Origin of the sequence: Faecalibacterium hominis (ex Afrizal et al. 2022) (assembly GCF_049545105.1) — a bacterium.
GTDB lineage: Bacteria > Bacillota > Clostridia > Oscillospirales > Ruminococcaceae > Faecalibacterium > Faecalibacterium duncaniae.
Map to the genome: position 1 here is coordinate 1,105,314 of NZ_CP186860.1, position 26,062 is coordinate 1,131,375.

Consider the following 26,062-nt stretch of genomic DNA (forward strand, 5'->3'; position numbering starts at 1 on the left):
CAGAGCCTACTCTCCGTTCAGCTCTGCCGCTCAGGGGCCAGTAGCCGAAACCCTCCGCACTGCCTTGCACCGCCCGGCAGCTCTCTGAAGCAGAAGAAGATCGTTTTTTCCCCGTCAACGCATTTGGTCTTTGTGTTTCAAAGTGAGCTTATTGTACCAAACGCCGGATTTGCTGTCAAGAAGTTTGGCTCATATCAAAAATGAAACAAATTCACATCAGGAGCGGCACAATTTTCCAAATTTTGCGCTTTCTGTATCGAATCGCAAAGCGCTGGGGAAGCGGGGGGATGCCCACGCAAGTGAAATCGGGTTGCGGCTCCCAGCATTCGCATCGCTTACGCTTGCGTCTTGCTGGCCGCGGCCCCAACAACAGTTCCCTGCATCCGCCACTGGCGGCGGTCGCTGTCGTTGCAGGCCATTCCATCGCCCGCCCTATTGCCTGCGGCAACAGGGTCCCACCCCAGCGGACACTTGCTTAGGGCATTCCCCCGCTTCCCTCCCGCCAGGCTTCGGGGTTTGTTAAGAATCTGGGAAGTTTTTGGAAACAAGCCCTCAAAAGGCTGGTTTCTTAAAATCAGTCGTGCTATGCTTTGGGGTAGAGACAAAGCCTACTAAGGAGGAAATCCTATGAAAGAAGTCAAGACACCGCGCAAGCCGTTGGCGATCTACTACGCCATCGTGTTGCTGATGCTGCTGCTCCTCAACCTTGTGCTGCTGCCGTGGATGGAGGAGCGCCAGATCAAAGAGGTGGACTACGGCACCTTTATGACCATGACCGAGGAGAAGAACATCGGCCGGGTAGACATTGAATCCAACCAGATCATCTTTACCGATAAGGACGAGACGCAGGTCTACAAGACCGGCCTGATGAACGACACCGGCCTGACCGAGCGGCTGTACGATGCCGGAGCCACCTTCTCCAGTGAGATCGTGGAACAGTCCTCGCCGGTGCTGAGCTTTTTGATCTGGTTTGTCCTGCCCATCATCCTGTTCTCGGCCATCGGCAACCAGATGAACAAAAAGCTGATGGAAAAGGCCGGCGGCGGCCCGGGCTCCATGATGTTTGGCGGCATGGGCAAATCCAACGCCAAGGTCTATGTGCAGTCCACGGCAGGCATCCGCTTTGCGGATGTGGCCGGTGAAGACGAGGCCAAGGAAAACTTACAAGAAGTTGTCAACTATCTGCACGACCCCAGCAAGTATGAGAGCATTGGTGCCAAGATGCCCAAGGGCATCCTGCTGGTGGGCCCTCCGGGCACCGGCAAGACCATGCTGGCCAAGGCTGTGGCCGGTGAGTCCAACGTGCCCTTCTTCTCCATCTCCGGCTCCGAGTTTGTGGAGATGTTCGTGGGCATGGGTGCCTCCAAGGTGCGCGACCTGTTCAAGCAGGCCAAGGAGAAAGCGCCCTGCATCGTGTTTATTGATGAGATCGATGCCATTGGCCAAAAGCGCAGCGGCGGCCAGTACGGCGGCAATGATGAGCGCGAGCAGACCCTGAACCAGCTGCTGACCGAGATGGATGGCTTTGAGGGCAACACCGGTGTCATCATTCTGGCCGCCACCAACCGTCCCGAATCCCTTGACCCTGCTCTGACCCGCCCCGGCCGCTTTGACCGCAGGGTGCCCGTGGAGCTGCCCGACCTCAAGGGCCGCGAGGAGATCCTGAAGGTCCACGCCAAAAAGGTCGCGCTGGCCCCGGGCATCGACTTTACCACCGTGGCCCGGATGGCCTCCGGCGCGTCCGGTGCCGAGCTGGCCAACATTGTCAACGAGGCCGCGCTGCGGGCCGTCCGCGCGGGCCGCAAGAGCGTGACCCAGTCTGACCTGGAGGAGAGCATTGAGGTGGTCATTGCAGGCTACCAGAAAAAGAACTCCATCCTGACCGACCACGAAAAGTGCATCGTAGCCTACCATGAGATCGGCCACGCTCTGGTCGCCGCCAAGCAGACCCACTCCGCCCCCGTGCAGAAGATCACCATCATCCCCCGCACCTCGGGTGCTCTGGGTTACACCATGCAGGTGGACGAGGGCAACCACTACCTGATGAACAAGGAGGAGCTGGAAAACAAGATCGCCACCCTCACCGGCGGGCGTGCCGCCGAAGAAGTGGTGTTCCACTCCATCACCACCGGCGCTTCCAATGATATCGAGCAGGCCACCAAGCTGGCCCGCGCCATGCTGACCCGCTACGGCATGAGCGATGAGTTTGACATGGTGGCACTGGAGACCGTCAACAACCAGTATCTGGGCGGCGACACTTCCCTTGCCTGCTCTGCCCAGACCCAGTGTGAGATCGACCAGAAGGTGGTGGAGCTGGTCAAGGCCCAGCACGCCAAGGCTGTGCAGATCCTGACCGACAACCGCGCAAAGCTGGATGAGCTGGCCCAGTATCTGTACCAGAAGGAGACCATCACCGGCGACGAATTCATGGAGATCCTGAACCGGGAGGAATAATTTTTACCCCCCTGCAATAAACAAGCCGCCCGTTCCGTATTCATTACAGAACGGGCGGTTTTTCGTCCATAGTACAGGAGGTATATTTCTTATGAAGATTCTGAATACCATGCTGGGCCGTCAGGCCATTGCCGCAGCCCTGGTGCTGTCCCTTGCCATCCCCATGAGTGTCGGCGCATTTGCCGAAGAGCCTGCCGCTGCAGCTGCCGCCGATGACACCGTTGTTGCAGGCTACCTGCCCCCGCAGGACGAAAGCGTGATGCTTCAGGGCGAGATCGCGCTGCACAGCGGCGACGTTGCCGTGGGCGAGACCGACCCCGCCTACGGCGGCTACGGCGCACCGGAGGGTGACCCCATTCAGGGCGACATCATGCTGATCTCCGCTGACGAGGCAAAGACTACCGAAGCCCGGTACACCGTCAAGGGCCTGCTGGGCCGTCAGGTCCTTTACACCGCCCGGCAGGAGGGCCGGGTCCTGACGCTGGACGTGCCGGACTGTGCCGCCACCTTCCGCACCACCATTCAGGACATGAAGGCCCTGATGAATCAGGGCGTGTCCACGCTGGTGCTCACCACCGAGAAGGGCTCCACCACCCTGAACCTTTCCCTGCTGTGCGAGGGCCAGACCGACACCCAGCGGGTAGTGCTGCGGCAGCTGGGCAACAGCGCTTTCCTGACGGTCGGCCTGCGCTGCCGCCGCGACCTCATCGTGGGCCGCTGAGTGGGGTGTGTTCCCCTTTCCTGAAGCTTAACAGAAACACAGCAGGAGCGCTCTGCCGGTATGACCCGGTGGGGCGCTCCTGCTGTGTTTGGGAAATATCAGAGGATGTCAAATTTTACTGCGCGTTCTGCTTGAGGTCCTGTGCCTTCTTCCAAGCACGCAACACGCTGATCTTGGTAACCATGTTGTCCGGATAGAACTTCACCTGTTCAGGGGGCAGCTCTGCATCCTGATCGTTCAGGTCAGGCATGAGGTCGTGCTCCATGGCCCAGCGGGCAGCATGCTGCAGATCCATATCCTGTTCTTCCTGGCCAACATCGGGGTAAAGGATCTCAGATTCCGGCATAGGCTTGCCTGCATCCTCCCACAGCATCATCGCAAGAGCACTGCGGTTGCTGGGGAAGTAAGGCAGACCCCACATCTGGCCCACAAGATCGGTGCCCAGCGTGTAGCCAACCAGTGCGCCGCCAGCCACAACAGCCGTACCAACAATGATGGGGCCAACAACATCAGAACCATCCTCAATGTCAGCGCTGCGGTACTGTGCGGCCACATCCACATCATCATTCATGGTAAAGGTGATGGACTCAGCCTTGTAATCCTGATCCTGCGGCAGGTCAAAATTGCCGGTAGACCAGAGATCAAACACCATACCATCGGGAACCTTCGTCTGGTCCAGCGTCACGGTGACTTCTGCACCATCCGGCACAAGGCAGGTCTGCTTGCCGCTGGCCTCGTCGGTGCTGGTTTCCAGTGTATCGGTCACATCAATGTCGCCGTTTTTCACAGCAAAGGTGCCGCCGGTCACGGTCAGGGTATGATTGACGACAGGCTCATCCTTCTTCCAGTATGCCGTAAACACTTCATCACCCGTCAGGACAAGCTCACTCCCGGCGTTATAGAGCTTACCTTTAAGGCTCAGCCATCCAGCAAACTGGTAGCCTTCTCGTGTGGGAGCTGCTGCAAGCGTCACGTTCTCTTTTTCATGGGAAAAAGCATCTTTGTAGGCAGTTTCGTCGCCAGTGCCTCCATTCAGGTTGTACTGGAGGCGGTACACACTGGCAGTTTCCTGATGTTTTTCCAACTCCCGGTGGCAGTAATCGCAGGTCTTCGTTACATCCCGCCACTCATTTCGCTCGTCGATCTTTTTCCACTCCGAATAGGTGTAGGTAAAGGCTTTGTCATGCTCACCATCGGTATAGGAGTGTGTCTGCATCTTGCCTTCTTTCCAGACCGGCTCCGCACTATTGTTCCAGTATACCTCTGTCCGGCCAGTGTTGCATGCAGAGCTACCGTCAAAGCCGAACACCTTCGAGCAGGTCATTGTATCCAGGGCTGCATCAATGGTCTGGGGATTGTTGATGTAGATGGTAAACTTATGGCTGTCCATGTTGCTGTCGTCGATCTTCAACGCAGTTTTATTGTGCATTGATCCGGAATCCATGGTGCAGCTGTTAAAGTAAACCGTAATGTCCTGTTTTGTTCCATCCGTGTGAACATAGATTGCTTTTCCCTTTGTTGCTTTAAAGTTGCAGTTATCAAATTCCATGGTCGGGGAGCTATACGTCCAGAGCATATATTGTCCACTTGGAGGAGCATTGAAGGTCGTATTGATAAACTTTGCACTTTGATAACCCCAGTAGAAGGTCCTGCCGTTGATGACGCAGTTTTCTACCACTGTATTGTCAATACGGATGAAGCCCAGATAATCTTTATCACCGGAGCGAAGCGTCATATTTTTGAAGGTGACTGTTCCGGCACCATCAAAGCTGTAATCGCCGTTATACTCTGTGCCATAATACTCCGGGTTCGGCACCTCAGCACCGATATTCCAGGCCGTTTTGTCAGGCCCCTGACCCACAAAGGTCAGGTTTTTTCCCTTGGTCATACCCTCGCTGGAGATCTTGTACAGTGTATAATTGCCCTCGCCAAGGATGATGGTATCACCGCTCGATGCCGCTCTCACAGCATCTACCAAGGATGTATAGCCCTGATCTCCGATCCATGCTTTATACGTTTCTCCGGTGCCGGATGCGTCATCCGCAAATGCCAGCATGGGAAGCATCTGAAGCATCATTGCCACTGCCAGCAGGGCAGCCAAAAACCGGTTTTGACTTTTCTGTTTCAACTTTCTTCATTCCTTTCATCACTATTTGCATTTTTGCAACGGATTCCCCGCAAGGAACCCTCCAGATTCCTACCGCACTGTCACCTCCCCTGTAGGTTCCATTTTCCGCATTGCAGGTCTCAGCCAGGTTGCTGAGTGCTTTGTTCTCAAAGGAATTTTCTGTCATTTCATTATACCCCCCCCCCCTAAATTAAAATCAAGTATTTTAAAAACTTTTGTTGATATTCACAAATCAGGTATCCTCTTTTGGTCATTTTCACGAAACTGCCTTTGACAAAGAAAAAAGCGGCCTGCCAGTGACTGACAAGCCGCCCAAAATATTGCCATATTCCAAATGAAAAGTTGCTGACAGCATGAGGCCCAGCTTTTTTGCCGCAAACAACAGAAGCCCCCCGCCGGTTCTCCCGGCGGGGGGCTTCTGTTGTGGCAGCTTATGGTAAACAGAGAGTGGATATCAATTGAGAATGGGATTCAGGATCTCGACCAGTGCATGATACTGGGTGGCGTAAGCTTCTGCGCCGTCCTTGGGGCGGCCCGGCTCGGCCATCTCGGACTTCATCTTCTCGACGATCGGGTTATTCCCAAATTGGAGCTTCTGGCTCTTACCGCCTTTGGCTCCTGGTGCAAAGAAATCAAACATTGCCAGGTGGGGCTCCAGCGTCAGGAAGCCGTGGTAGCCCTCCTCGCAGAAAGCCCGGCGAAGCAGCTCAGGGATCTTGCCAAGGCCGGTGCCTGCGGGCACATTCAGCAGGTAGCCGGGCAGAGCATCCTTGATGTGGATATAAGCGATCTGGTCATGGAGCAGTTCCCAGCACTCCGCGGTGTCCTGCTCACACTGGACAAAGTTGGCAAAATCGAACGCCGCCTTGAAGTGGGGGCAGGCCAGCCGGTCGAACAGCAATTTGCAGCGGGCACCGGTGTCTCCGTAGATGCCCTTCTCATTTTCATGGAGCAGGACAATGTCATGCTTTTCCGCGATCCGGATAAACTGACGCAGCTTATCCAGCACCACATCGGTATAGCTGTCTGCATCGGCATCCTTGGGGATGAGGAAGCTGAACATCCGGATGAAGGAGCAGTCCAGCAGCTTGGCCGTTTCGCAGAGTGTTTCCAGCTGCTCCAGCTGCTTGGCAAAGCCCTCTTCATCGTCCACCTCCACCTTGCCGATGGCCGTACCCAGGCTGGAAACGCCCACGCCTGCGGCCCGCAGCTTTGGCAGAAGAACGGTGCGCACTTCCTCGGGGGTGTAATCGGCAATGCCCTTGTGCTCGGCGCTGCGGATGCAGATATACTTCATCCCCAGATCCGTCACAGTTTTGAGCTGCTGGTCAAAGTCCTGGCTGATCTCATCCGCAAACCCGGAAATTTTTTCGTAAACGCTCATAAGACACACCTCATTCAACGATCTTTGTTTTCCGAACTTAACGGTACTGTTTCTGGCTTGTAGTATACCACTCTTCCGGGAGCTGTGTTATAATAAATCGAAGGAAAATATCAAAATTCAAAGAACGTTCATAAATTCAACGCAACCACCAAACAAGGAGGCATGTTCTTGTGCAATTCAACGAGAAAGAAAAAGTTCTCCAACTTTTTTCGGAGAGTGGGCGAGAAAACGCGGAGGGCTATTTGGAAGCCTGTTCAAGCAGCAGGAGGGGCTGACACCCCGCCAATACCGCTTGCAGCAGCGGCAGCTGGGAAAATAACAGCAGAAGCCCCCCGCCGGGAGAACCGGCGGGGGGCTTCTCTGTATGCGAATGAGGAATTACTTCTTTGCCAGGTACTTACGGATATCGATGGCCACAGCCACGATGATGACAAGGCCCTGGACGATATAGGTGTAAGAGGAGTTGACGTTCATAAACTGCAGAGCGACCTTCATCAGCTCAAAGACCAGAACGCCGACCAGAATGCCGGGCACGGTGCCGACACCGCCGGTGGTAGAAACGCCGCCGATGGTAGAAGCCGCAATGGCATCCAGCTCATAGCCCATTGCAGTGTTGACGGATGCGCCGCCGGACTTTGCAGCCAGCAGGCAGCCTGCCAGACCAAACATGCAGGAAGCCAGGATGTAGATGCGGATCTTGGTGGCGTTGACGTTGACACCGGCCACCTCAGCAGCAGCCTCGTTGCCGCCGATGGCGTACATGTACTTGCCGTGACGGGTCTTGTTGTACAGGAACCAAAAGCACACAGCTACGACCAGGGCGATCCAGATCAGCACGGGGACCTTCAGGATGGTGTTGGAGGCCAGAGAGGTAAAGTTCTTGTTCAGGGAGCCGATGGGGGTACCGCCGGTGTAGACCAGGCAGATACCGTAGACGACCTGCTGCATACCCAAGGTAGCGATAAAGGGCTGGACCTTCAGGTAAGAAACGACCAGACCGTTGCACAGACCCACGATGGCGCAGATGGCAATGACCAGAATGAACACCACAGGGGTGGGCAGGCTGGGCATGTTGGGGTAGAACTTACCGGCAGCGCCCTCGGTCTGCGCAAAGATGCAGGCCAGGCAGGCAGCAAAACCAGCCAGACGGCCTGCGGACAGGTCGTTGCCGGTGGTGATCAGACAGCCGGAGATGCCCAGCGCGATGATGTAGCGGATGGACACATTCTTGAACAGGTTGATCAGGTTTGCAGGTGCAAAAAAGTTCGGATGGATGATGCCGACGAACAGAGAGACGAGCAGCATCAGAACGATAATGGCGTTGTTGCCCAGCCATTTCTTTACGGATTTACCCGTTAATTTCTTGGTAGCTTCCACAATAGACAGCCTCCTTGTTTACTGATTGGCCGCTGCCGTTTCGGGCGCGGTCTCAAACTGGGTAGCCAGCTCCATGATGTTCTCCTGGGTCGCGTCCTTGCCGTCGATGAAGCCGGTGACGCGGCCATCGCACATGACCATGACGCGGTTGGACATACCAATGATCTCGCTCATTTCAGAGGAGATCATAATGATGCTCTTGCCCTGCTTGGCCAGATCGGCAATGATGCAGTAGATCTCGTACTTTGCACCAACGTCGATGCCGCGGGTGGGCTCGTCCAGGATCAGGACATCGGGGTTATTTGCCAGCCAGCGGGCGATCAGCACCTTCTGCTGGTTGCCGCCGGACAGGCTCTTGATCTGGGTCTTGGGGCTGGGCACCTTGATGGCCATCTTTTCCTTATTGGTCGCCACCAGATCCAAAATCTTCTTGTCATCCAGCATGATGGGGCCCTTGCGCAGAGCGTCCAGCGATGCAATGGAGATGTTGTCGGCCACGCTCAGCACACCCATGATGCCGGTTGCGCGGCGGTCCTCGGTCAGCAGAGCCACGCTCTTCCGGATGGCATCGCGGGGCTGCTTGATGTGGACCTCTTCGCCCTTGATCCACACCCTGCCGGAGGTGTGTGCACGCAGACCAAAGATGCCTTCCATCAGCTCGGTGCGCTGTGCGCCCACCAGACCAGCCACGCCCAGGATCTCGCCCTTTTTCAGCTCAAAGCTGCAGTGGCGGAAGGAGCGCGGATGGATGGAGGTGAAGTCCTCCACCTTCATCATCACTTCTTCGGAGGGGTGGTTCTCCAGCGGCGGGAACAGATTGGACAGCTCACGGCCGACCATCTTGGCGATGATCTGCTCCTTGGTCATGTTGGCAACGTCCCACTTGCCGATGTAATGGCCGTCACGCATGATGGTCACTTCGTCAGCAATAACCTTGATCTCGTCCATCTTGTGGCTGATGTAGACCAGTGCAACGCCCTGCTCCTTCAGCTCGCGCATGATGCGGAACAGCGATTCCACTTCGTTGGCGGTCAGGGACGAGGTGGGCTCGTCCAGGATCAGCACCTTGCAGTTTGCGGAAACAGCCTTTGCAATTTCCACCATCTGCATCTGGGCAATGCTCAGGCTGCCCAGCTTTGCGTGGGAATTGATCTGCAGCTTCAGCTTCTTCAGCAGTGCATCGGTATCGGCATACATTTTGCTGTGGTCCACAATGGTGATGGGGCCAATCTTTTTGGTAGGGTAGCGGCCCAGCCAGATATTCTCAGCCACGGTACGGGCCGGGATGGGCTGCAGCTCCTGATGCACCATGGCAATGCCGCGGCCCAGTGCATCCAACGGGTTCGCAATAACGACCTTTTCTCCCTCGTATTCGATCTCGCCCTCGTCCATCTTGTAAATGCCGAACATGCACTTCATCAGGGTGGACTTACCGGCACCGTTTTCGCCCATCAGGGCCATAACTTTACCGGGGCGGAGCTCCAACTGCGCGTGGTCCAGCGCTTTTACGCCGGGGAAGGTCTTGACCACGCCTTTCATTACCAGACGGTATTCTGACATTCCGCAGAGCCTCCTTATCTTGCAATTTGCAGGCCGCGCGGTGCGTCCTTTCTTTCCAAAAGAAGGCGCGTGCGCCCGAGAGAAATCTCGCACGCACGCGCTTTTAAGCTTTTACCAAGCCATAGGACTCACTGCGTACCTTGCAAACGTGAGTTTTGTGCTACAGGAATTAGAGGTACTGTGCTGCGTTCTCGGTAGTGACCTTGACGTAGTCGACCCAGTAGTACTCCTCAACGTCCTTGCCCTCAACAAACAGCTGAGTAGCGTCGGCAGCAGCGGTAGCCTGGCCCACGTCGTCGTTCAGAACGGTACCGGTCATCTTGCCGTCAACAACGTTCTGGACAGCCTCTTTCAGTGCGTCAACACCGACCAGGTAGATGTCCTTGCCAACGGTACGGCCAGCCTGCTCGATGGACTGCAGAGCGCCCAGAGCCATTGCGTCGTTGTTGCAGAACACAACTTCGATCTTATCGCCGTACTGTGCCAGAGCGTTTGCAACGTCCTGCTGTGCGGTGGTCTGATCCCAGTTGTCCAGGTACTCGTACAGGCACTCCACTTCCTTGCCGGCATCGGTCAGAGCCTTGATGGAGTACTCGGTGCGGTACTGAGCATCGATGTTCTCGGGGTCGCCCTTGCACATAATGTAGGTGATCTTGCCGTCGCCGTTGATATCGCCCTGGGTCTCGGTCTCCAGGATCAGCTCGCCCTGGTAAGTACCGGACTGACGTGCGTCAGCGCCAACGTAGCAGCACTTGCCTGCGTAGGAATCCAGAACAGCCTTTTCGGGCTCACGGTTGATGAAGACGATGGGAGTCTCGGAGGGCTTGATGGTATCAACGATGGTCTGTGCAGAGGTGGTCTGAACAGGGTTGATGATCAGAACGTCAACGCCCTGCTGCAGGAAGGTGTTGATCTGCTCGGTCTGGGTGTTCTGGTCGTTCTTGCCGTCAACGATGGTCACGGAGTAGCCCTTATCCTTCAGGTACTCTTCCAGGTCGGTGCGGTACAGGGTCATAAAGTTATCAGCAAACTGATAGATGCAGACACCGACGTTTGCGCTGCCGGTTGCAGCCTCAGAAGAAGCAGCTGCAGAGGAAGCGGCGGTAGAGGAAGCAGCAGTGGAGCTGGAGGAGCCGCCGCAGGCGGTCAGAACGCCGGCAGCACCCACAACAGCAGAAGCCTTCATAAAGTCACGACGGGAAATCATTTTCATAATCTTGTTCTCCTTCATTCGCATATCACAGCATCTCATGGAATATACTTACATGTATGTTCCATGGTTTCTGTTTGTATTATAACCGTCTGGAAAATCATTCGCAATGGGACAAGTTCACAAGATTCCGGTCATTTCTTTGTGCATTCTTCACAGTTGATATTGTTGTGTACAACATTCTTTTTGCTATCAAGTACAAAATCAGTCGAAAATGCAACATACATCCAAATTCCATGCCAAAAATCCATAAATCCTTTCAAAATGGTTACAGCATCGTTCTGTTCATGCAACAAATTTCTCTGTACAGAAAATGCCCGTTTTTTCCCGGGAGTTTTGCACAAAACGTACATTTCCGGGAAAAACCGGGCATTTTTTTCATTTTTCACTTTTCTTTGTGCTCGCGGCGGTAGCGGGTGGGGGTGACTCCCAGCGTCTTTTTGAAGATCTTTGTAAAATAATTCACGTCCAGAATGCCCACTTCCTCGGCCACGGCGGCAATGGTGTGGTTGTTCTGCACCAGCAGCTGGGCCGCGCGGTTGACGCGCTGGGTGTTGATATAATCGATCAGGGTGCTGCCGGTCTCCTGCTTGAACAATGCCGACAGGTACGATGGGCTGATGAAGCACATGGCGGCCAGACTTTTCAGCGTCAGCGGCTCGGCCACGTTCAGGTTGACGTAGTTCATCACCTTCTGCACCGCGGGCGAATACTCCTTCAGCGAGTAGCGGCGGACATAGGCACAGTAATCCCGCGTCATCTGCCACATCATCTCGTTGGGCACCTCGTTGGCTTCCTCAATGATGCGGCTGTACTTGCTGGAAATGGCATCAATATAATAGGGATGCACCTTGCTGGGCTCAATGGCCTTGCGCAGCAGGGTGTTCAGCACGATCATCTTGTTCTTCTGCTGGTAGAGCGTCCCCTCGAACCGGCCGCCATAGGTAAAGCGGGAGTGCTGGTGCATGGCCTCGATGGCGGCTTCCTCATCGCCCCGGGCCACCGCGTCCAGAATGCGGTTCTCCGATTCATACCGCTGCTCCAGCATGGTGACCGGGATCTCCTTCTGGAACTCCGGCTCGTGGAAATAGCGGGTATCCGGGTGGAACTGGAAGGGCAGGAATTCCTTCAGCTCCTGCACCGGGACAGTGCAGCCGAACATCGTATCCACCACAACCCGCAAGGCTCCATAGAAATCGCTGGCCTCCAGGATCTTCACGCCGTTGTAGTACTCCTGCACAGCGGCCTCTCCGGCTTCCCCCAGATAGCGCCTGACCCATTTGCGGGCGCTCTGGGTGCGGGGGCCCACCGTCCAGGGTCCAATGAGAAAGACCGTGTTTTTTTCATCGGGGATGCGGAACAGGGCAAAGTGCAGCTCAAAGGTGCCCTCCACCAGCAGCAGGGTTTTTTCAGGGGTGCTGTCCAGCAGCAGCTGGCCGAACTCCTGCCAGTCGAACTGGGGGTCCAGCGATCGCCGCAGGCCGTAGTCAAACTCTTCCAACCCCTCAAAGGGCGGGGTGACCCGCCGGGTCGGGATATTCTGCACCGCTGCCAGCTTTGTAAGGATCTGCAAGGGATCCACCCGCATCGTACACCGCTCCTTTTTCCTGTTGTTCCGCTCGTGCCGTTGTATCATTCCTGATATATTAGTATTAGTATACATCAATTTTGAAGCAGAAACAAGCCGCCCACAGGAATTTCCCGTGGGCGGCTTGATCCGTTTCCTTACTTATTATGGCGCTGTGCCAGTGCGGCCACGTTCTCTTCCACCTTCTGTTTGGTCAGGGGGTAGATGAAGAACAGGCTCAGGGCCACGGCCACGAAGCCGATGGCGGGGGCAATGCAGGAGATGTTGAAGATGCCCATGGTGACCTCCGGGTCAAAGGCAGTGGCGGCGCTGTAACCGATCATGGTCAGCAGGCCGCCGGTCAGGCCGGAAGAGAACGCCTGACCCAGCTTGCGGGCAAAGGAGTAGACCGCATAGATGGTGCCGTCCTCACGGATGCCGTTGCGGACCTCGGAATCATCGATGACATCGGTGATCATTGCCCAGATGATGGTGTTGAAGAAGCCCAGGCAGATGAAGGCGGCACAGTAGAAGCCGACATAGACCCAGACATTGGCGGGCTTGAGAACAAAGCAGATGATCTCCAGCACCGTGGCCACGATGCAGGATACGGTGGCCAGCTCTTTTTTACCGAACCGGCTGGCCAGCTTGGAGGCAAAGGGTGCACAGACGAGCAGGATCAGCACGCTGCTCAGCAGAGAAGCGGTAGACTGGGCGGCGGCGCTGCCGTAGAAGTTGGGGAACACATAGCCTGCCATGCCCTGCATGGTCAGCATGGCCAGCAGCAGGAAGAGGGCGGCAGCAATGATACCCAGCAGGGCACGGTTGGTGAACACGCTCTTGAGCATCTTGCCAATGTCCATCTTGCTGTTGTTGGCGGGCACATCCACACGCTCACGCACCAGGTTAAAGCAGAGCAGGTAGCAGAGGATGGCGCAGACAGAGAAAACGCCTGCAATGATGGTCATGCGGCTGCCGGAGAGGACCGTCTGACCATTGACGGTGACGTAAGCCACCATGGGGGTGCCAACGCCGATCACAAGGCCGGCCAGGGTGCTGCCGATGGTACGCCAGGTGGACAGCTCTGCGCGGTCCTTGGGGTCAGCAGAGATGGCGGAGGCCATGGAGCCGTAAGGGATGTTGACGGAGGTGTAGAAGATGGAGCCCCACAGGATATAGGTCACAAAGAGCCATGCCACCTTGAAGCCGTAGGACATCCCGGCCAGACCGGACTGGAAGATGAGGAAGGATGCGATGGCCACAGGGCCGCACATCCGCTTGAGCCAGGGGCGGAACTTGCCGTCCCTGGTGGGCTTGGAGCGGTCCACGATCTGGCCCATGGTCACATCGGTAAAGGCATCCACAAAGCGGGCGATCATCATGATCATGCCCACAACACCGGCGCTCACGCCCATCACGTCGGTATAGAACTTCATCAGGAAGCTGGACGACAGGATAAAAGTAAAATCGTTGGCGAAATCGCCGAACATATAGCCGACCTTGTCCCGCATCCCAAACGGGGTGGTCTTTTGCATTTCATTTGCCATTGTATTCTCCTTCGGTGGTCAATTCAAACGGTACAGTGTCCCTTCTGCTGTATCCAAGTTTGTACTCCAATATTATGACAAACTTTTATCAAAAAATGTTAGAATATTTTTTAGGTGAATTCGTACAATTTTAAGGTATTGTTTTTGTATATTTTCACAGTTCGTTCACATTCCGTTTTTTCCTCTTTTTCCCAGCATTCACTTTTTGTGGCACTCTTTACGGAAGTTTTTAAACCCGGACGGAGATAATAGGTATTCTGCCCAGAGCAGCGCCTGTTTTCCTGAAAAAAGTCTGGATTTATTCAAAAATCTTTCTATCCCTTTTATAAAATTTCTGTCATACTGGGTATAAAGACAATAAATGCCCCTGTGGCACGCAAAATGCCGCCGGGCTGATGAATGTGAGGTCATCCTGATGAACCGCTCCCTGCTGTATCCCCGCGCTACCACCACCCGCCGTCTCATCGGCCTGGACGGGATGTGGCGTTTCAGCTTCGACCCCGAGAGCAAGGGTGTGGAGGCCGGATGGGCGCTGGACCTGCCCTCCTCTCTTTCCATGCCGGTGCCTGCCTCCTTCTGCGACCTGTTCACCGACAAGGCCTCCCGCGAGTACTGCGGTGATTTCTGGTACGAGACCAGCTTTTTTGTCCCTGCGGAATGGAGCGGCTGGGACATCGTTCTCCGGTTTGGCTCGGTCACCCACCGGGCCCGGGTCTTCGTCAATGGCGTAGAGGTGGCCCAGCACGAGGGCGGCTTCCTGCCCTTTGATGCCACCGTGACCAACATCGTGCGCTACAACCAGTTCAACAAGCTCAGTGTTCTGGCGAACAACGAGCTCAGCGAGACGATGCTGCCCGCAGGCACCACACGCACCCTTGCGGATGGCAGAAAGATCGCCGCCCCCTACTTTGATTTTTACAACTACGCCGGCATCCACCGGCCCGTCTGGCTGATGGCCCTGCCCAAGGAGCGGGTGCTGGACTATTCCACACGATACCGTCTGACCGAGACCGGGGCCGAGATCGACTATACCGTGTCCACCAACGGCCCCCACCCCGTGACTGTGGAGCTTTACGACGGCACCACCCGGGTGGCCGAAAGCTCCGGCACCACCGGTACGCTGGTGGTCAAAAACGCCAAGCTGTGGAACGTCCACGCCGCCTATCTCTACGATCTGGTCATCCGCATCCACGAGGGCAGCGCGGTGGTGGACGAGTATCTGGACCGGATCGGCATCCGCACCTTTGAGATCCGGCACGGGCGTTTCCTGCTCAACGGCAGCCCGGTCTATCTGCGGGGCTTCGGCCGACACGAGGATGCCGACATCCGGGGCCGTGGGCTCGACCTGCCCACCGTCAAGCGGGATTTTGAGCTGATGAAGTGGATCGGCGCAAACTGCTTCCGCACCAGCCACTACCCCTACGCTGAGGAGATCTATCAGATGGCCGATGAGGAGGGCTTCCTTATCATTGACGAAGTCCCCGCCGTGGGCTTTATGCAGAGCACGGCCAACTTCCTGGCCGCCAATCAGGGCAACGGCAGGCAGCAGGGCTTTTTTGAGAAGGAGACCACGCCTGCGCTGCTCAAGAACCACAAGGCAGCCCTGACCGATATGATCGACCGGGACAAAAACCATCCCTCGGTCATCGCATGGAGCCTGCTCAACGAGCCTCAGTGCACCAGCGCGGGCACTGAGGAATACTTCAAGCCCCTGTTCGAGCTGGCCCGCCGCCTCGACCCCCAGAAGCGCCCCCGTACTTATACGGTCCTGATGACCAGCCTGCCCGACACCAGCAAGGGCCAGCGCTTTGCCGATTTCGTCAGCCTGAACCGCTACTACGGCTGGTATGTACTGGGCGGGGCCGGGCTGGCAGATGCTGAAGCCGCCTTCCACCATGAGATGGAAGGCTGGGCAAAAGTCCTGCATGGCCGCCCGCTCATCTTCACTGAGTACGGCACCGACAACCTGAGCGGTGCGCACAAGCTCCCCAGCGTGATGTGGAGCGCCGAGTACCAGAATGAATATCTGGAGATGACCCACGCCGTGTTCGACCACTACGATTTCGTGCAGGGTGAGCTGGTGTGGAATTTTGCCGATTTCCAGACCACCGAGGGCATCCTGCGGGTGGACGGCAACAAAAAAGGCATCTTCACCCGCCAGCGTCAGCCCAAGGATGCGGCGTACCTCTTCCGGAAGCGGTGGACAACTCTGCCGATTGATTTCAAGAAGCGGAAAAAATGAATCCAGAAAACAGCAGCGCCCTGCCGGTTTGCCCCGGCAGGGCGCTGCTTGTCTGATATGCGTTTACTTGATGCAGCTCGAGCACGGGCTGTACCCTGCCGCAATGGCTTCCTCGTAGCTGGAGAAGAGGATCTGGTTCTTCTCCGCAGGGAGATTGGCACAGCTGGGCAGGTGGAACTTTTTGCTGTTCACGTTGCCGATATACCCCTGCTGCGCGGTGGACGATGCCGCCGGGTCGGTGGGGTTAAGCTCGGCATCGGTGGCCGTTTTCTCGGTGCGGATGGTATAGTTCTGTCCATCGGAACCGATCACGATGGCCCCCAGCAGGTCCGTGCGGTAAACATTCACGCCCGCATCCCGCAGGATGCTCAGGGTCTCCTCGTGGGGATGGCCGTACTTGTTGTTCACACCGCAGGAGATGATGCCCATCTCGGGCAGGACGGCGTTCAGGAAGATGTAGCTCGTGCTGGTGCTGGAACCGTGGTGGCCCACCTGCAGAACATCTGCCTTCAGGTTGGCCCCGCTGTTCACAAGGTCGCGCTCCGCATCCGATTCCATATCGCCGGTGAGCAGAAAGCTGGTGGAGCCGTAATCCACCCGCAGAACGATGGAGGTATCGTTGGTGTTGTCATACTGCGCCACAGGGCCCAGCATGGTCACCGTGGCACTGCCCAGCGGCCAGACCGTGCCCACGGTGGGCACCTCCACCTGCAGGCCCTGCTGCTGGGTGTACTTGACGAAATCCTGAAAGCACTTGGTGGAGGCTTCCGTCACGGGGCTGTACACATGGTCTGCCGGGAAATAGGCCAGCGCAGCGGACAGGCCGCCCACATGATCCTCGTGGGCGTGGGAGCAGAACACATACTGCAGCTCCTCCACGCCGAGATTCTGCAGGTAAGAGACGACATAGCTGCCATCGTCCACGTTGCCGCCGTCGTAGAGCATATACTGGCCGTCACATTCCACCAGCACGCTCAGAGCCTGCCCCACATCCAGGAAGTGCATCTCAAAGTTGGCGGTCTGGTCGTCTCCGGCAGGCTGGGCAGTGCTGACCGTAGGGGTGCTGCTGCCCGGCACCACCGCCGAGGCATCACAGGTGGCAAGGCCAAGGGCCAGCGCCGCCGCAAGGGCCAGAGCAGTGATGCGCCGCCAGAGGCTTACTTTTTCTTTTTTGAAGTTTTCCACGCTGTATTCTCTTTCTGTTGATCATTCTTCGGCTTACGGGGTGCCGTGCCGTTGGGCGCAAAGCGTGCGCCTGGGCTGGGCTGGCGGCCGCCTGCGGTGCGGGCCGGGGCGGTTCCGCGGCTCTGATTCCTGCCTCCCCTGCCCTTGTTGGGGCGGACAGTATAAGTGCCGTCGTTGTGGATGGTCACCTCGGCAGGCTCGGCCCGGCGGGCAGAGCGCTGGACCGCGCGGCGGCCCTCGGCGGGCACCAGCAGCGGGATCAGGTCCTCCCGGTGGGTCATTTTCAGCGCCTTGATGACCTTTTCGGCATTGCGGGGCTCGTAATACTGGAGCAGGGCGCGCTGGAGCGCTTTTCCCTCCGCAGTCTTTTCCACGAACACAGGCTTGAGGGTGTAGGGGTCAAGGCCGGTGTAGAACATACAGGTGCTCACCGTGCCGGGGGTGGGATAGAAATCCTGCACCTGCTCGGGGCGCATGTGGTTTTTGTAGAGATACTCGGCCAGATAGACGGCATCGCTCAGGGTGCTGCCCGGGTGGCTGGACATCAGGTAGGGCACGAGGTACTGCTTTTTGCCCGCCTTCTTGCTCAGCTCGTAGAACTTATCCTTGAACTTGTTGAAGGTCTGGATGGGCGGCTTGCCCATGTAGGCCAGTGTATTGGGGGCGCAGTGCTCCGGGGCCACCTTCAGCTGGCCGGAGACGTGATACTCCACCAGCTCCTTGAAGAAGGTGTCGTCCGGGTCAGCCATCAGGTAATCGAACCGGATGCCGCTGCGGATGAACACCTTTTTCACGCCGGGCAGTTCCCGGACACGGCGCAGGATCTTCAGGTAATCGCTGTGGTCCACGATCATGTGGGAGCAGGTGGTGGGGGCCAGGCAGTGCTTGCCGCCATTGCACATGCCCCGCAGCATCTGCTCCCGGCAGGACGGGAACCGGAAGTTGGCGGTGGGGCCGCCGATATCGTGGATGTAGCCCTTGAAATCAGGCTCGTGGGTCATCCGCTCGGCCTCGGCCACAATGCTGTCGGCACTGCGGCTGGTGACCCGGCGGCCCTGATGCAGCTGGATGGCGCAGAAGTTGCAGCCGCCGAAACAGCCGCGGTTCTGGATGATGGAGAACTGCACCTCCCGGATGGCAGGCACGCCGCCCATGCTCTCGTAGATGGGGTGGTAGCGGCGGGTGTAGGGCAGTGCATACACCTTGTCCAGCTCCCAGCGCACCAGCGGCTTTGCCGGGATGTTCTGCACAAGGTACTTTTCACTCTGCTTCTGGACAATGATCTGGCCGCTGACCACATCCTGATTGTCCATCTGGATGCGGCAGGCTTTGGCGTAGGCCACCTTATCGGAGGCCACTTTCCGGAAACCGGCGCACTCCACATACTTTTCAGGCAGGTGGTCGAAGTCGGTCAGGTAGCAGGTGCCGTCCACATCGGTGATGGACTCCACCGGCTCCCCTGCCGCCAGCCGCCGGGCGATCTCCACGGTCTGGTGCTCGCCCATGCCAAAGCTGATGAGATCGGCTCCGGAGTCCTCCGCAATGCTGGGCAGAACGGTGTCCAGCCAGTAATCGTAGTGGGCAAACCGGCGCAGAGAAGCCTCCAGACCGCCCAGGATCACAGGCAGGTCGGGGTAGGCCTCCTTGGCCAGCCTGGTGTAAACGGTGGCGCTGCGGTCAGGCCGCGCGCCGCCGATGCCGCCGGGAGAGTATTCGTCCTCGGCACGCGGAATTTTTGCCACGGAGTAGTGGCTCACCATGCTGTCCACGTTGCCGCCGCCGATGAAAAAGCCGTACTTCGGCCTGCCGAACCGCTTGAAGTCCTCGCAGTCGGAATAGCGGGGCTGGGCCAGCACGCCGACCTTATAGCCCTCGGCCTCCAGCAGGCGGCTGATGATGGCGGTGCCAAAGCTGGGGTGGTCAACGTAGGCATCGCCGCCCACCACCACAAAGTCCAGCTGATCCCACCCCCGGGCTTCCATGTCCGCCCGGCTGATGGGAAGAAATTCGGTGTAGATCGGGGAAGAGTTGTCCATAGTGTTCCTCACTGGTTAAACCTCTCTGTCTGCTCCCCTGACAGGGAGCCAAGAAAAGTGTTGCTTGTGTTCTTATTCCTCCGGCTGATTCATCTGCATTTCCAGCCACTGCTGGCGGCTGATGAGGACAGCGCGGGGCTTGGCACCCTCATAGGGGCCGATGATGCCCTTCTGCTCCATCTCATCCATGATGCGGGCGGCGCGGGCATAACCCAGCTTACAGCGGCGCTGCAGCAGGCTGGTGGATGCCTGCCCGGCATCGATGACCACCTCAACGGCCTGCTTGAGCATCGGGTCGCTGCCGGTCTCTTCATCCGCATCTGCAGAGGATGCGCCCTTCTTGCCATCCTGAATGGCGTGCTTTTCCATGGCTTCGATCATGGCCTCGTCGTATTGGACGGTGGCGCTCTGCTTGATGAAGTCCAGCACGCGGCTGATCTCCTCATCCCGCACAAAGGTGCCCTGGATACGCACCGGCTTGGGCGCGCCCACAGGCATAAAGAGCATATCACCCTGGCCCAGCAGCTTTTCGGCACCGGCACCATCCAGAATGGTGCGGCTGTCCACCTGGCTGGACACGGCAAACGCAATGCGGCTGGGGATGTTGGCCTTGATCAGGCCGGTAATGACATCCACGCTGGGGCGCTGGGTGGCGACAATGAGGTGCATTCCGGCGGCACGAGCCTTCTGGGCAATCCGGCAGATGGAATCCTCCACGTCCTTGCCCACGACCATCATCAGATCGGCCAGCTCGTCGATGATGATGGCGATATAGGGCATCTTTTCCAGCATGGGGTCGGTGGCCGCCAGCTTGTTGAAGGATTTGATGTCACGGACATTGTTTTCCGCAAACAGGTGGTAGCGGCGCTCCATCTCCTGCACCGCGCTGCTCAGAGCACCCGCTGCCTTTTTCGGCTCGGTGATGACAGGCATCAGCAGGTGGGGGATGCCGTTGTATTCAGCCAGCTCCACCACCTTGGGGTCAATGAGCATGAGCTTCACGTCCTCGGGACTGGAGCGGAACAGAATGCTGATGATGATGCTGTTCACACAGACAGATTTACCGCTGCCGGTGCTGCCCGCGATGAGCAGATGAGGCATCTTGCACAGGTCGGCCACCTGGGCCACACCGGCGATGTCCTTGCCCAGCGCCACACCCAGAGGCGAGGTCATCCGCAGGAAGGCCTGGCTTTCAAAGACACTGCGGATAAAAACGGGGGTCTTTTTGTGGTTGGGCACCTCGATGCCCACGGCAGGCTTGCCGGGGATGGGTGCTTCCATGCGGACATCGGCCACAGCAAGGTTCAGGGCGATATCATCGGCCAGCGAGGTGATGCGGCTGATCTTCACGCCCGCCATGGGCTGGACCTCGTACCGGGTAACGGAGGGTCCCCGCGAGATATCCAGCACCCGGGTGCGCACGCCGAAGCTTTCCAGCGTATCCACCAGCTTCTGGGCGTTGGCCTTCAGCTCGTCCTGGGCACCGGGGTCACCCTCCTCGGCAGACTTTTCAAACAGCTCGATGCTGGGATACTGATACTGGAAGGTCTCCACCACCTCCGGCTCCTCGGCTGGGGCGGTGGCGGCGGCCTGCTCGCCTGCGGCGGGCTTTTCCATGGCGGCCGCCACCAGCGTGTTCAGGTCTTTTTCCTCCACCGGTTCGCTGGTGATGCTGATCCAGCCGTCCTCGTCCGGCTCACTGCGCATGGCCACCGCGTTTTCCGCGCTGACCCGCACCGGCACCACCGGCTCGTCCGTAGTGGGCAGGGTGGGGGTCTGGAACACCTGCATCTCAGGCTGCACGGGCTCTGCCGGTGCAGCCGCAGGGGCTTCCGGGGCCGCAGGCGGCACGGTGGGGTTCACCACCGGGGCCGGAGCAGGCAATCCGGCGGGCGCGAAGAAATCCTCGGCGGCAGTCTCCACGGCATCCGGCACCACCGGTTTGACGATGGCCCGGGGCGGGGCCTTTTGGAGCGGGTCCTGCCCAAAGGTGCCGCCCGGCCCGATGATGATGGGCTCAATAGGCTCGCTTCCGCCTTCGGAAACAGAGGTATCCGGCCCAAGATCGATATCAAACGCCGCGCGGGGATGGTTGGAGGTCACCTTGACCGGCTCAAAGGCCGGAGCAGGCCGGGCGGGAGCCGGTTCCGGCTCCACCGGCGCAGGCGGCTCGTAGCCCAGAGAATCGTCCACGGGAGCAGGTTCTGCTTCGCCTTCCATCTCCTTGGTCACCTTGTGGCCCCAGCTGAACACGCCGGACAGCCACCCGGGCACCGGAATGCCGCCGGGCGCATCTTCCTCATCGAAATTATCATCGTAGTCGTCCGCAGGTTCCTCGGCGCGGTCCTCCTCTTCCGCCTGCCGGGCCGCAAGGCGTTCGGCACGGCGGGCGGCGTTCTGTTCATAGACCGCCACGCCTTTTTCGTGCACACCGCCGCCCACATTGCAGAGCCACTGCCAGCACTCGGCAGGGGTGATATCAAAAATATACAGGCTGGCGCACAGGGCCAGCACCGCCATGACCAGATTGGCCGCAGGCCGCCCGCAGAGCAGGAGCAGGTTGCCGCCCAGCAGAGTACCCAGCACGCCGCCGCCCAGCCAGGCGTTCGCGCCGTTCTGGTAGCAGGCAGCGATCATCTGGGCAGCGGTCAGATCGGCTGGGATATCCGAAAACACGATGACCGTGCCGCTGGCAAAGATCAGCCCCAGCAGCAGCTTGAACACCTGCATCAGCAGGTCCTGCCCCCGGGTGTAGAGAATGGCCAGATAGCACACCGCCGCACCCAGCACAAAGCTGCCGCAGCCGAACAGCCCGAATAAAATCTGATGGGCGCTCTTCCAGACGGAGTCCCCCTCCACGAACGCCAGCACGATGAGCAGCAGCCCCACAAACAGGGTGCCCAGCCCCGCCGGCATCCGCTCCTCGGCCCGGCTTTTTCTGCGTGCAGACGCGCGCTTTGCAGTTGTTTTTCGCTTTCGTTTTGCCATTTTCTGTTCTGACCCCTGTCCTTTGTTCCCATAGTATTCGATTCTTTCATTATACCACGGGTTGGGTCAAGTGGCAATTACAGAATGCAGACCGGTTTGAGCCTTGAATGCCGCGTGCGGCATCCATTCCGCACAGATAAGGCAGCAAGCAAAAACGCAGTACCTTCCATGCGAGAAAGCGCAGAGAAGGTACTGCATTTTCCGTCTGCTTGCGCTGGTTCAAGAACCAGTTGACCGCTGGGGTCTTGCCATAGCCCATGGGAGCCACCACCGCCGTCAGTGCGCTGACTGAAACAGGGCGCAGGGTCTCCTGCACCCGCTCCGAAATATAGATCGCATTCAGGTCCAGTTTCCGCATCGTTTTTGCTCCTTTTCCCCATCCGGAGGATCCTGTGATCCGCTGTGTCAAGTATAGCATAAATGCGGAAAAGCTGCACGCTGTTTTTATCTGCTATGAACTCTGCCAGAGATCTCGTCAGGCTGTTGCGGATATAGAAAATGCAATGAAGATCATCATAGCAGAACAGGCATCCTGCCCGATACCGCCAAACGGTAATGCAGGATGCCTGTTCTGCTTTCTGTTTCCCGGAATTCCCGCGTATTGAACGGCGCTTTTTAATGCTGGATCTGTCCGCCTGCCCGGGTCGCTTTTTTCATCCGTAAATCTGTGAAGGGTGCCAATGCTTCGATCAGTGCGTGATCGTGGTTCTGCACCAGACGGCTTTGGGGACCGAAAAGCATGGTCTGTTCCACATCCTCCGTACTGGCAGCCCAGCCCGGCGCACCGGTACGGGCAAACTGCATCACAGCGCCAAAAATTTCCGCTTCCAGCTGCTTTGCTCCCTCAAAGGCACACACTGGCACAAGCTCTGTGTTGTGGAACACAAATGGGATATCCGCACAGTGCCACGGGGTACTTTTTCCCATCAGAGGGAAGTCCTGATCAAACAGATAACTGTACACCTTTCCGCCCGCCTTGGCACGCTCCCGGACATATTTGATCGTGGGGGCGCGGAAGCTGGTATCTGCCAGCAGCAGGTCTTCCTCCGGGCGGTGCGGGTAGGCAGTGCGGAACTGCTTCCGCAGGGTCTCTGCGGCAGACAGGCCCACTGCTTCCTCCGGGCCGACTCCTTTCAGACCATCAAAGAAACCGTAGAACTCCGAATAAACCGTACCGATCAGCACCGGAACGTCTGCAGTCTCGGGCCGAAACCCACTGCCGTTTTGGAGCGGATCTCCAAGATAGAAGCGGTTCGGGTGGGGACTTTGGCCCACGTTCGCGCCTTTTGCTTTCAGAGCCGGGCTGACGTTCCGGTAAGCCTGCGCCAGCTGGTGGTAGGGCACAGTTTCCAGCTGCTGTGCTGTCTGCACGCCAAGCTCCTGCATCAGCGCCTGCACACAGTCCCTGCCGCTGCCGACACTGTCGTTCAGCAAACCTTCCAGCACACCACTCATTATCATCGCCCTGTGGTACAGGCCATCTGCTGCCGGGGTCTGCAGCAGCGTTGTCACTTTGGCACCGCCGCCGGACTGGCCGAATACCGTCACGCAGCCGGGATCGCCGCCAAACGCTGCAATATTGTCCCGCACCCACTGCAGTGCCAGGATGATATCATCCCCACCCGCATTGCCGGAGTTTGCGTACTCCTCCCCAAAATCGGAGAGATCCAAGTAGCCCAGGATGTTCAGCCGGTGGTTCAGTGACACCACCACGCAGTCCCCTTCCCGCGCCATGTTTCCGCCCTCGTAGGCCACCTGCTCAATGGACGAGCCGGCAAAAAATCCGCCGCCATGGAGCCAGACCATCACCGGCCGCTTTTGGGCATCGCAGGCCGGGGTCCAGATGTTCAGGTTCAGGCAGTCCTCATCCTGCACCCAGTAGCGGTGGGGCACACGCAGTTCGCCGCCGGGCTTGTCGATGCTCAGCAGAGGGCAGACGCAGCCGTAACTGGAAGCATCCAGCGGCTCTGCCCAAGGCTGGGGCGGCTGGGGTGCATGGAAGCGCACCGCCCGCCCATACGGAATGCCCTTGAAGCTGCTGATCTCCCGGAAGCGATATCCCCGCACCGGACCGTAATTTGTCTGAACCACCGGGAAATCCGGCGCACAGCAAAATGCCTTTTCCATAAATGACCTCCTTCTTTCAAAAAGACAGACCCCCGGTACTGCAAACATGGCACCCGGAGGTCTGTTTTTGTTATCCTAAGTCTTCGCCGTTGGTGGCAATGACCTTCTGATACCAGTAGAAGCTGTCCTTCTTTTCGCGGCTCAGATCACCCGTGCCGTCGTCAAACTTATTGACGTAGATGAAGCCGTAGCGCTTTGCCATCTCACCGGTGGAGGCACTCACCAGATCGATGCAGCCCCAGGGGGTGTAACCCATCAGGTCTACGCCGTCCTTTACAGCCTCAGCCATCTGCTCGATGTGGGCACGCAGGTAGTCGATGCGGTAGCTGTCGTGGATCTTTCCGTCAGCATCCTTCTTGTCGTAAGCGCCCAGGCCGTTTTCCACCACCATCAGGGGAATGCGGTAGCGGTCGTAGATCTCGTTGAGGGTGTAGCGCAGACCAATGGGATCGATCTGCCAGCCCCAGTCAGAGGCTTTCAGGTAAGGATTCTTCTTACCAGCAATGATGTTGCCGCCCACATCATCGGCATCTTTGTGGGTGGTGATGCAGTTGGACATATAGTAGCTGAAGGTGTAGAAATCGACAGTACCGGCCTTCAGGATGGCAGCATCCTCCGGCTCCTGCCGGATGGTGATGTTATTCTCGGCAAAATAGCGCTTCATGTAAGAAGGATACTCGCCGCGGACATGCATATCAGAGCAGAACCAGTTGCTGATCTGCATGGCCTTCTGGTTGGCGATCTCGTCGGCCGGGTCGCAGGTCAGTGCGTAGCTGGTGATAAAGCAGATCATGCAGCCCATCTTGAACTGAGGGTAGTTGTCGTGGGCATACCGGACAGCCTCTGCACTGGCCACAAACTGGTGATGCAGCGCCTGAAAGCGCTCCTGCTTGTTGTCCGGCACCTTGTCGGTAGGGCCCTCAAAGCCCCGGATGGTGCCTGTTTCCAGGATCGCGCCCATGGGCATGGTGCCGCAGTTGATCTCGTTGAAGGTCAGCCAGTACTTGACCTTATCCTTGTACCGCTCAAAAATAGCCTTGCAGTAGTTCATATAGAACTCGATGAGTTCCCGGCTGGCCCAGCCGTTGTATTTTTCCACCAGCGCATAGGGCAGCTCGTAGTGACTGATGGTGACCAACGGCTCGATGCCGTGCTTCTTGCAGCAGTCAAAGACCTTGTCATAGAATTCAAGGCCCTTCTCGTTTGGCTCGGTCTCCATACCGGTGGGGAAGATACGGGTCCAGTTGATGGAGGTGCGGAAGGTCTTGAAGCCCATCTCGGCGAAGAGAGCAATGTCCTCCTCGTAGTGGTGGTAGAAGTCGATGGCCTCATGGCTGGGATACAGCCGGTCGGGGCGGACAGCAGTTGTCACCCATTTCGGGCTGGTGTGAGAGCCATTGGTGCACAGGTCAGGGATACTGGGGCCTTTGCCATCCACGTCCCATGCGCCCTCGAACTGGTTGGCTGCACAGGCACCGCCCCACAGGAAATCATCACGGAAAACGCTCATAAGTTTCTACTCCTATTCTATTTTGT

General features: G+C 57.7%; 17 protein-coding genes and 1 other annotated feature (1 of these 18 running past the window's edge). Of the genes, 3 read left to right on the plus strand and 14 right to left on the minus strand.

Features of this window, described 5'->3' with window-relative positions; all coding sequences use genetic code 11:
* Positions 1–127 (minus strand) — a binding site (T-box leader); it reaches 130 nt to the left of the window's first position.
* 500 nt (positions 128–627) lie between these two features.
* Together ftsH and ACKXGA_RS05275 are read left to right on the plus strand one after the other, a co-directional pair.
* On the plus strand, positions 628–2,454 hold the full coding sequence (ftsH, locus tag ACKXGA_RS05270; protein WP_423730239.1) for an ATP-dependent zinc metalloprotease FtsH: 1,827 nt from the start codon (positions 628–630) through the stop codon (positions 2,452–2,454).
* A gap of 91 nt (positions 2,455–2,545) precedes the next feature.
* Positions 2,546–3,175, plus strand: a complete 630-nt coding sequence (locus ACKXGA_RS05275; protein ID WP_423730240.1) for a transcriptional regulator, IclR family protein — start codon at positions 2,546–2,548, stop codon at positions 3,173–3,175.
* Between the two features lie 115 nt (positions 3,176–3,290).
* Here the strand turns inward: ACKXGA_RS05275 and ACKXGA_RS05280 are convergent, their stop codons facing one another.
* The 8 genes from ACKXGA_RS05280 to ACKXGA_RS05315 all read right to left on the minus strand — a co-directional run bounded on the left by ACKXGA_RS05280 (position 3,291) and on the right by ACKXGA_RS05315 (position 13,948).
* Entirely contained in the window at positions 3,291–5,303 is a 2,013-nt protein-coding gene (locus tag ACKXGA_RS05280) for an InlB B-repeat-containing protein (RefSeq protein WP_423730241.1), read from the minus strand.
* Positions 5,304–5,757: 454 nt separating this feature from the next.
* A complete protein-coding gene (locus tag ACKXGA_RS05285; protein ID WP_423730242.1) occupies positions 5,758–6,687 on the minus strand; it encodes a sugar phosphate isomerase/epimerase family protein in 930 nt (309 codons plus the stop codon).
* A 378-nt stretch (positions 6,688–7,065) separates the two neighbouring features.
* On the minus strand, positions 7,066–8,064 hold the full coding sequence (locus ACKXGA_RS05290; protein WP_156069534.1) for an ABC transporter permease subunit: 999 nt from the start codon (positions 8,062–8,064) through the stop codon (positions 7,066–7,068).
* An 18-nt stretch (positions 8,065–8,082) separates the two neighbouring features.
* Positions 8,083–9,624 (minus strand): sugar ABC transporter ATP-binding protein, encoded by a 1,542-nt coding sequence (locus tag ACKXGA_RS05295; RefSeq protein ID WP_317331780.1) that lies wholly within the window; start codon positions 9,622–9,624, stop codon positions 8,083–8,085.
* Positions 9,625–9,793: 169 nt separating this feature from the next.
* The gene (locus tag ACKXGA_RS05300) at positions 9,794–10,837 is read right to left on the minus strand and encodes a substrate-binding domain-containing protein (RefSeq protein WP_423730243.1); all 1,044 of its coding nucleotides are present in this window, start codon (positions 10,835–10,837) and stop codon (positions 9,794–9,796) included.
* A 131-nt stretch (positions 10,838–10,968) separates the two neighbouring features.
* Positions 10,969–11,223 carry a hypothetical protein gene (locus tag ACKXGA_RS05305; RefSeq protein WP_423730244.1) on the minus strand — a complete coding sequence of 85 codons (255 nt, stop codon included), beginning with the start codon at positions 11,221–11,223 and terminating at the stop codon, positions 10,969–10,971.
* Positions 11,220–12,422, minus strand: coding sequence for an AraC family transcriptional regulator (locus ACKXGA_RS05310; protein WP_242957822.1), 1,203 nt, complete (start codon positions 12,420–12,422; stop codon positions 11,220–11,222). The genes ACKXGA_RS05305 and ACKXGA_RS05310 overlap by 4 nt, the downstream gene beginning before the upstream one ends.
* Before the next feature lie 137 nt (positions 12,423–12,559).
* Positions 12,560–13,948: an MFS transporter gene (locus ACKXGA_RS05315; RefSeq protein ID WP_423730245.1), complete on the minus strand. Its 1,389-nt coding sequence runs from the start codon at positions 13,946–13,948 to the stop codon at positions 12,560–12,562.
* Between the two features lie 361 nt (positions 13,949–14,309).
* Between ACKXGA_RS05315 and uidA the strand changes: the two genes are divergently transcribed.
* Entirely contained in the window at positions 14,310–16,190 is a 1,881-nt protein-coding gene (gene uidA / locus ACKXGA_RS05320) for a beta-glucuronidase (protein WP_423730246.1), read from the plus strand.
* A gap of 63 nt (positions 16,191–16,253) precedes the next feature.
* Here uidA and ACKXGA_RS05325 read toward each other — a convergent pair whose 3' ends face one another.
* From ACKXGA_RS05325 to ACKXGA_RS05350, 6 genes are all read right to left on the minus strand, one after another.
* Positions 16,254–17,375 (minus strand): MBL fold metallo-hydrolase, encoded by a 1,122-nt coding sequence (locus ACKXGA_RS05325; RefSeq protein WP_423730247.1) that lies wholly within the window; start codon positions 17,373–17,375, stop codon positions 16,254–16,256.
* Positions 17,348–19,411, minus strand: a complete 2,064-nt coding sequence (locus ACKXGA_RS05330) for a YgiQ family radical SAM protein (protein WP_186850883.1) — start codon at positions 19,409–19,411, stop codon at positions 17,348–17,350. The genes ACKXGA_RS05325 and ACKXGA_RS05330 overlap by 28 nt, the downstream gene beginning before the upstream one ends.
* Positions 19,412–19,483: 72 nt before the next feature.
* Complete coding sequence (locus ACKXGA_RS05335; protein ID WP_423730248.1) at positions 19,484–22,399, minus strand: DNA translocase FtsK; 2,916 nt, start codon at positions 22,397–22,399, stop codon at positions 19,484–19,486.
* A 49-nt stretch (positions 22,400–22,448) separates the two neighbouring features.
* Complete coding sequence (locus ACKXGA_RS05340) at positions 22,449–22,757, minus strand: hypothetical protein (RefSeq protein ID WP_423730249.1); 309 nt, start codon at positions 22,755–22,757, stop codon at positions 22,449–22,451.
* A gap of 257 nt (positions 22,758–23,014) precedes the next feature.
* Entirely contained in the window at positions 23,015–24,526 is a 1,512-nt protein-coding gene (locus ACKXGA_RS05345; RefSeq protein WP_423730250.1) for a carboxylesterase/lipase family protein, read from the minus strand.
* Positions 24,527–24,596: 70 nt separating this feature from the next.
* Positions 24,597–26,036: a glycoside hydrolase family 1 protein gene (locus ACKXGA_RS05350; RefSeq protein ID WP_423730251.1), complete on the minus strand. Its 1,440-nt coding sequence runs from the start codon at positions 26,034–26,036 to the stop codon at positions 24,597–24,599.
* Positions 26,037–26,062: the final 26 nt, after the last annotated feature.

Bases quoted from the DNA above. Each gene is read 5' to 3' on its own strand.
- ftsH (WP_423730239.1), top strand. From the start codon at position 628: ATGAAAGAAGTCAAGACACCGCGCAAGCCGTTGGCGATCTACTACGCC.
- ACKXGA_RS05275 (WP_423730240.1), top strand. From the start codon at position 2,546: ATGAAGATTCTGAATACCATGCTGGGCCGTCAGGCCATTGCCGCAGCC.
- ACKXGA_RS05285 (WP_423730242.1), bottom strand. From the start codon at position 6,687: ATGAGCGTTTACGAAAAAATTTCCGGGTTTGCGGATGAGATCAGCCAG.
- ACKXGA_RS05295 (WP_317331780.1), bottom strand. From the start codon at position 9,624: ATGTCAGAATACCGTCTGGTAATGAAAGGCGTGGTCAAGACCTTCCCC.
- ACKXGA_RS05300 (WP_423730243.1), bottom strand. From the start codon at position 10,837: ATGAAAATGATTTCCCGTCGTGACTTTATGAAGGCTTCTGCTGTTGTG.
- ACKXGA_RS05310 (WP_242957822.1), bottom strand. From the start codon at position 12,422: ATGCGGGTGGATCCCTTGCAGATCCTTACAAAGCTGGCAGCGGTGCAG.
- ACKXGA_RS05315 (WP_423730245.1), bottom strand. From the start codon at position 13,948: ATGGCAAATGAAATGCAAAAGACCACCCCGTTTGGGATGCGGGACAAG.
- uidA (WP_423730246.1), top strand. From the start codon at position 14,310: ATGCCCCTGTGGCACGCAAAATGCCGCCGGGCTGATGAATGTGAGGTC.
- ACKXGA_RS05330 (WP_186850883.1), bottom strand. From the start codon at position 19,411: ATGGACAACTCTTCCCCGATCTACACCGAATTTCTTCCCATCAGCCGG.
- ACKXGA_RS05335 (WP_423730248.1), bottom strand. From the start codon at position 22,399: ATGGCAAAACGAAAGCGAAAAACAACTGCAAAGCGCGCGTCTGCACGC.
- ACKXGA_RS05340 (WP_423730249.1), bottom strand. From the start codon at position 22,757: ATGCGGAAACTGGACCTGAATGCGATCTATATTTCGGAGCGGGTGCAG.
- ACKXGA_RS05345 (WP_423730250.1), bottom strand. From the start codon at position 24,526: ATGGAAAAGGCATTTTGCTGTGCGCCGGATTTCCCGGTGGTTCAGACA.
- ACKXGA_RS05350 (WP_423730251.1), bottom strand. From the start codon at position 26,036: ATGAGCGTTTTCCGTGATGATTTCCTGTGGGGCGGTGCCTGTGCAGCC.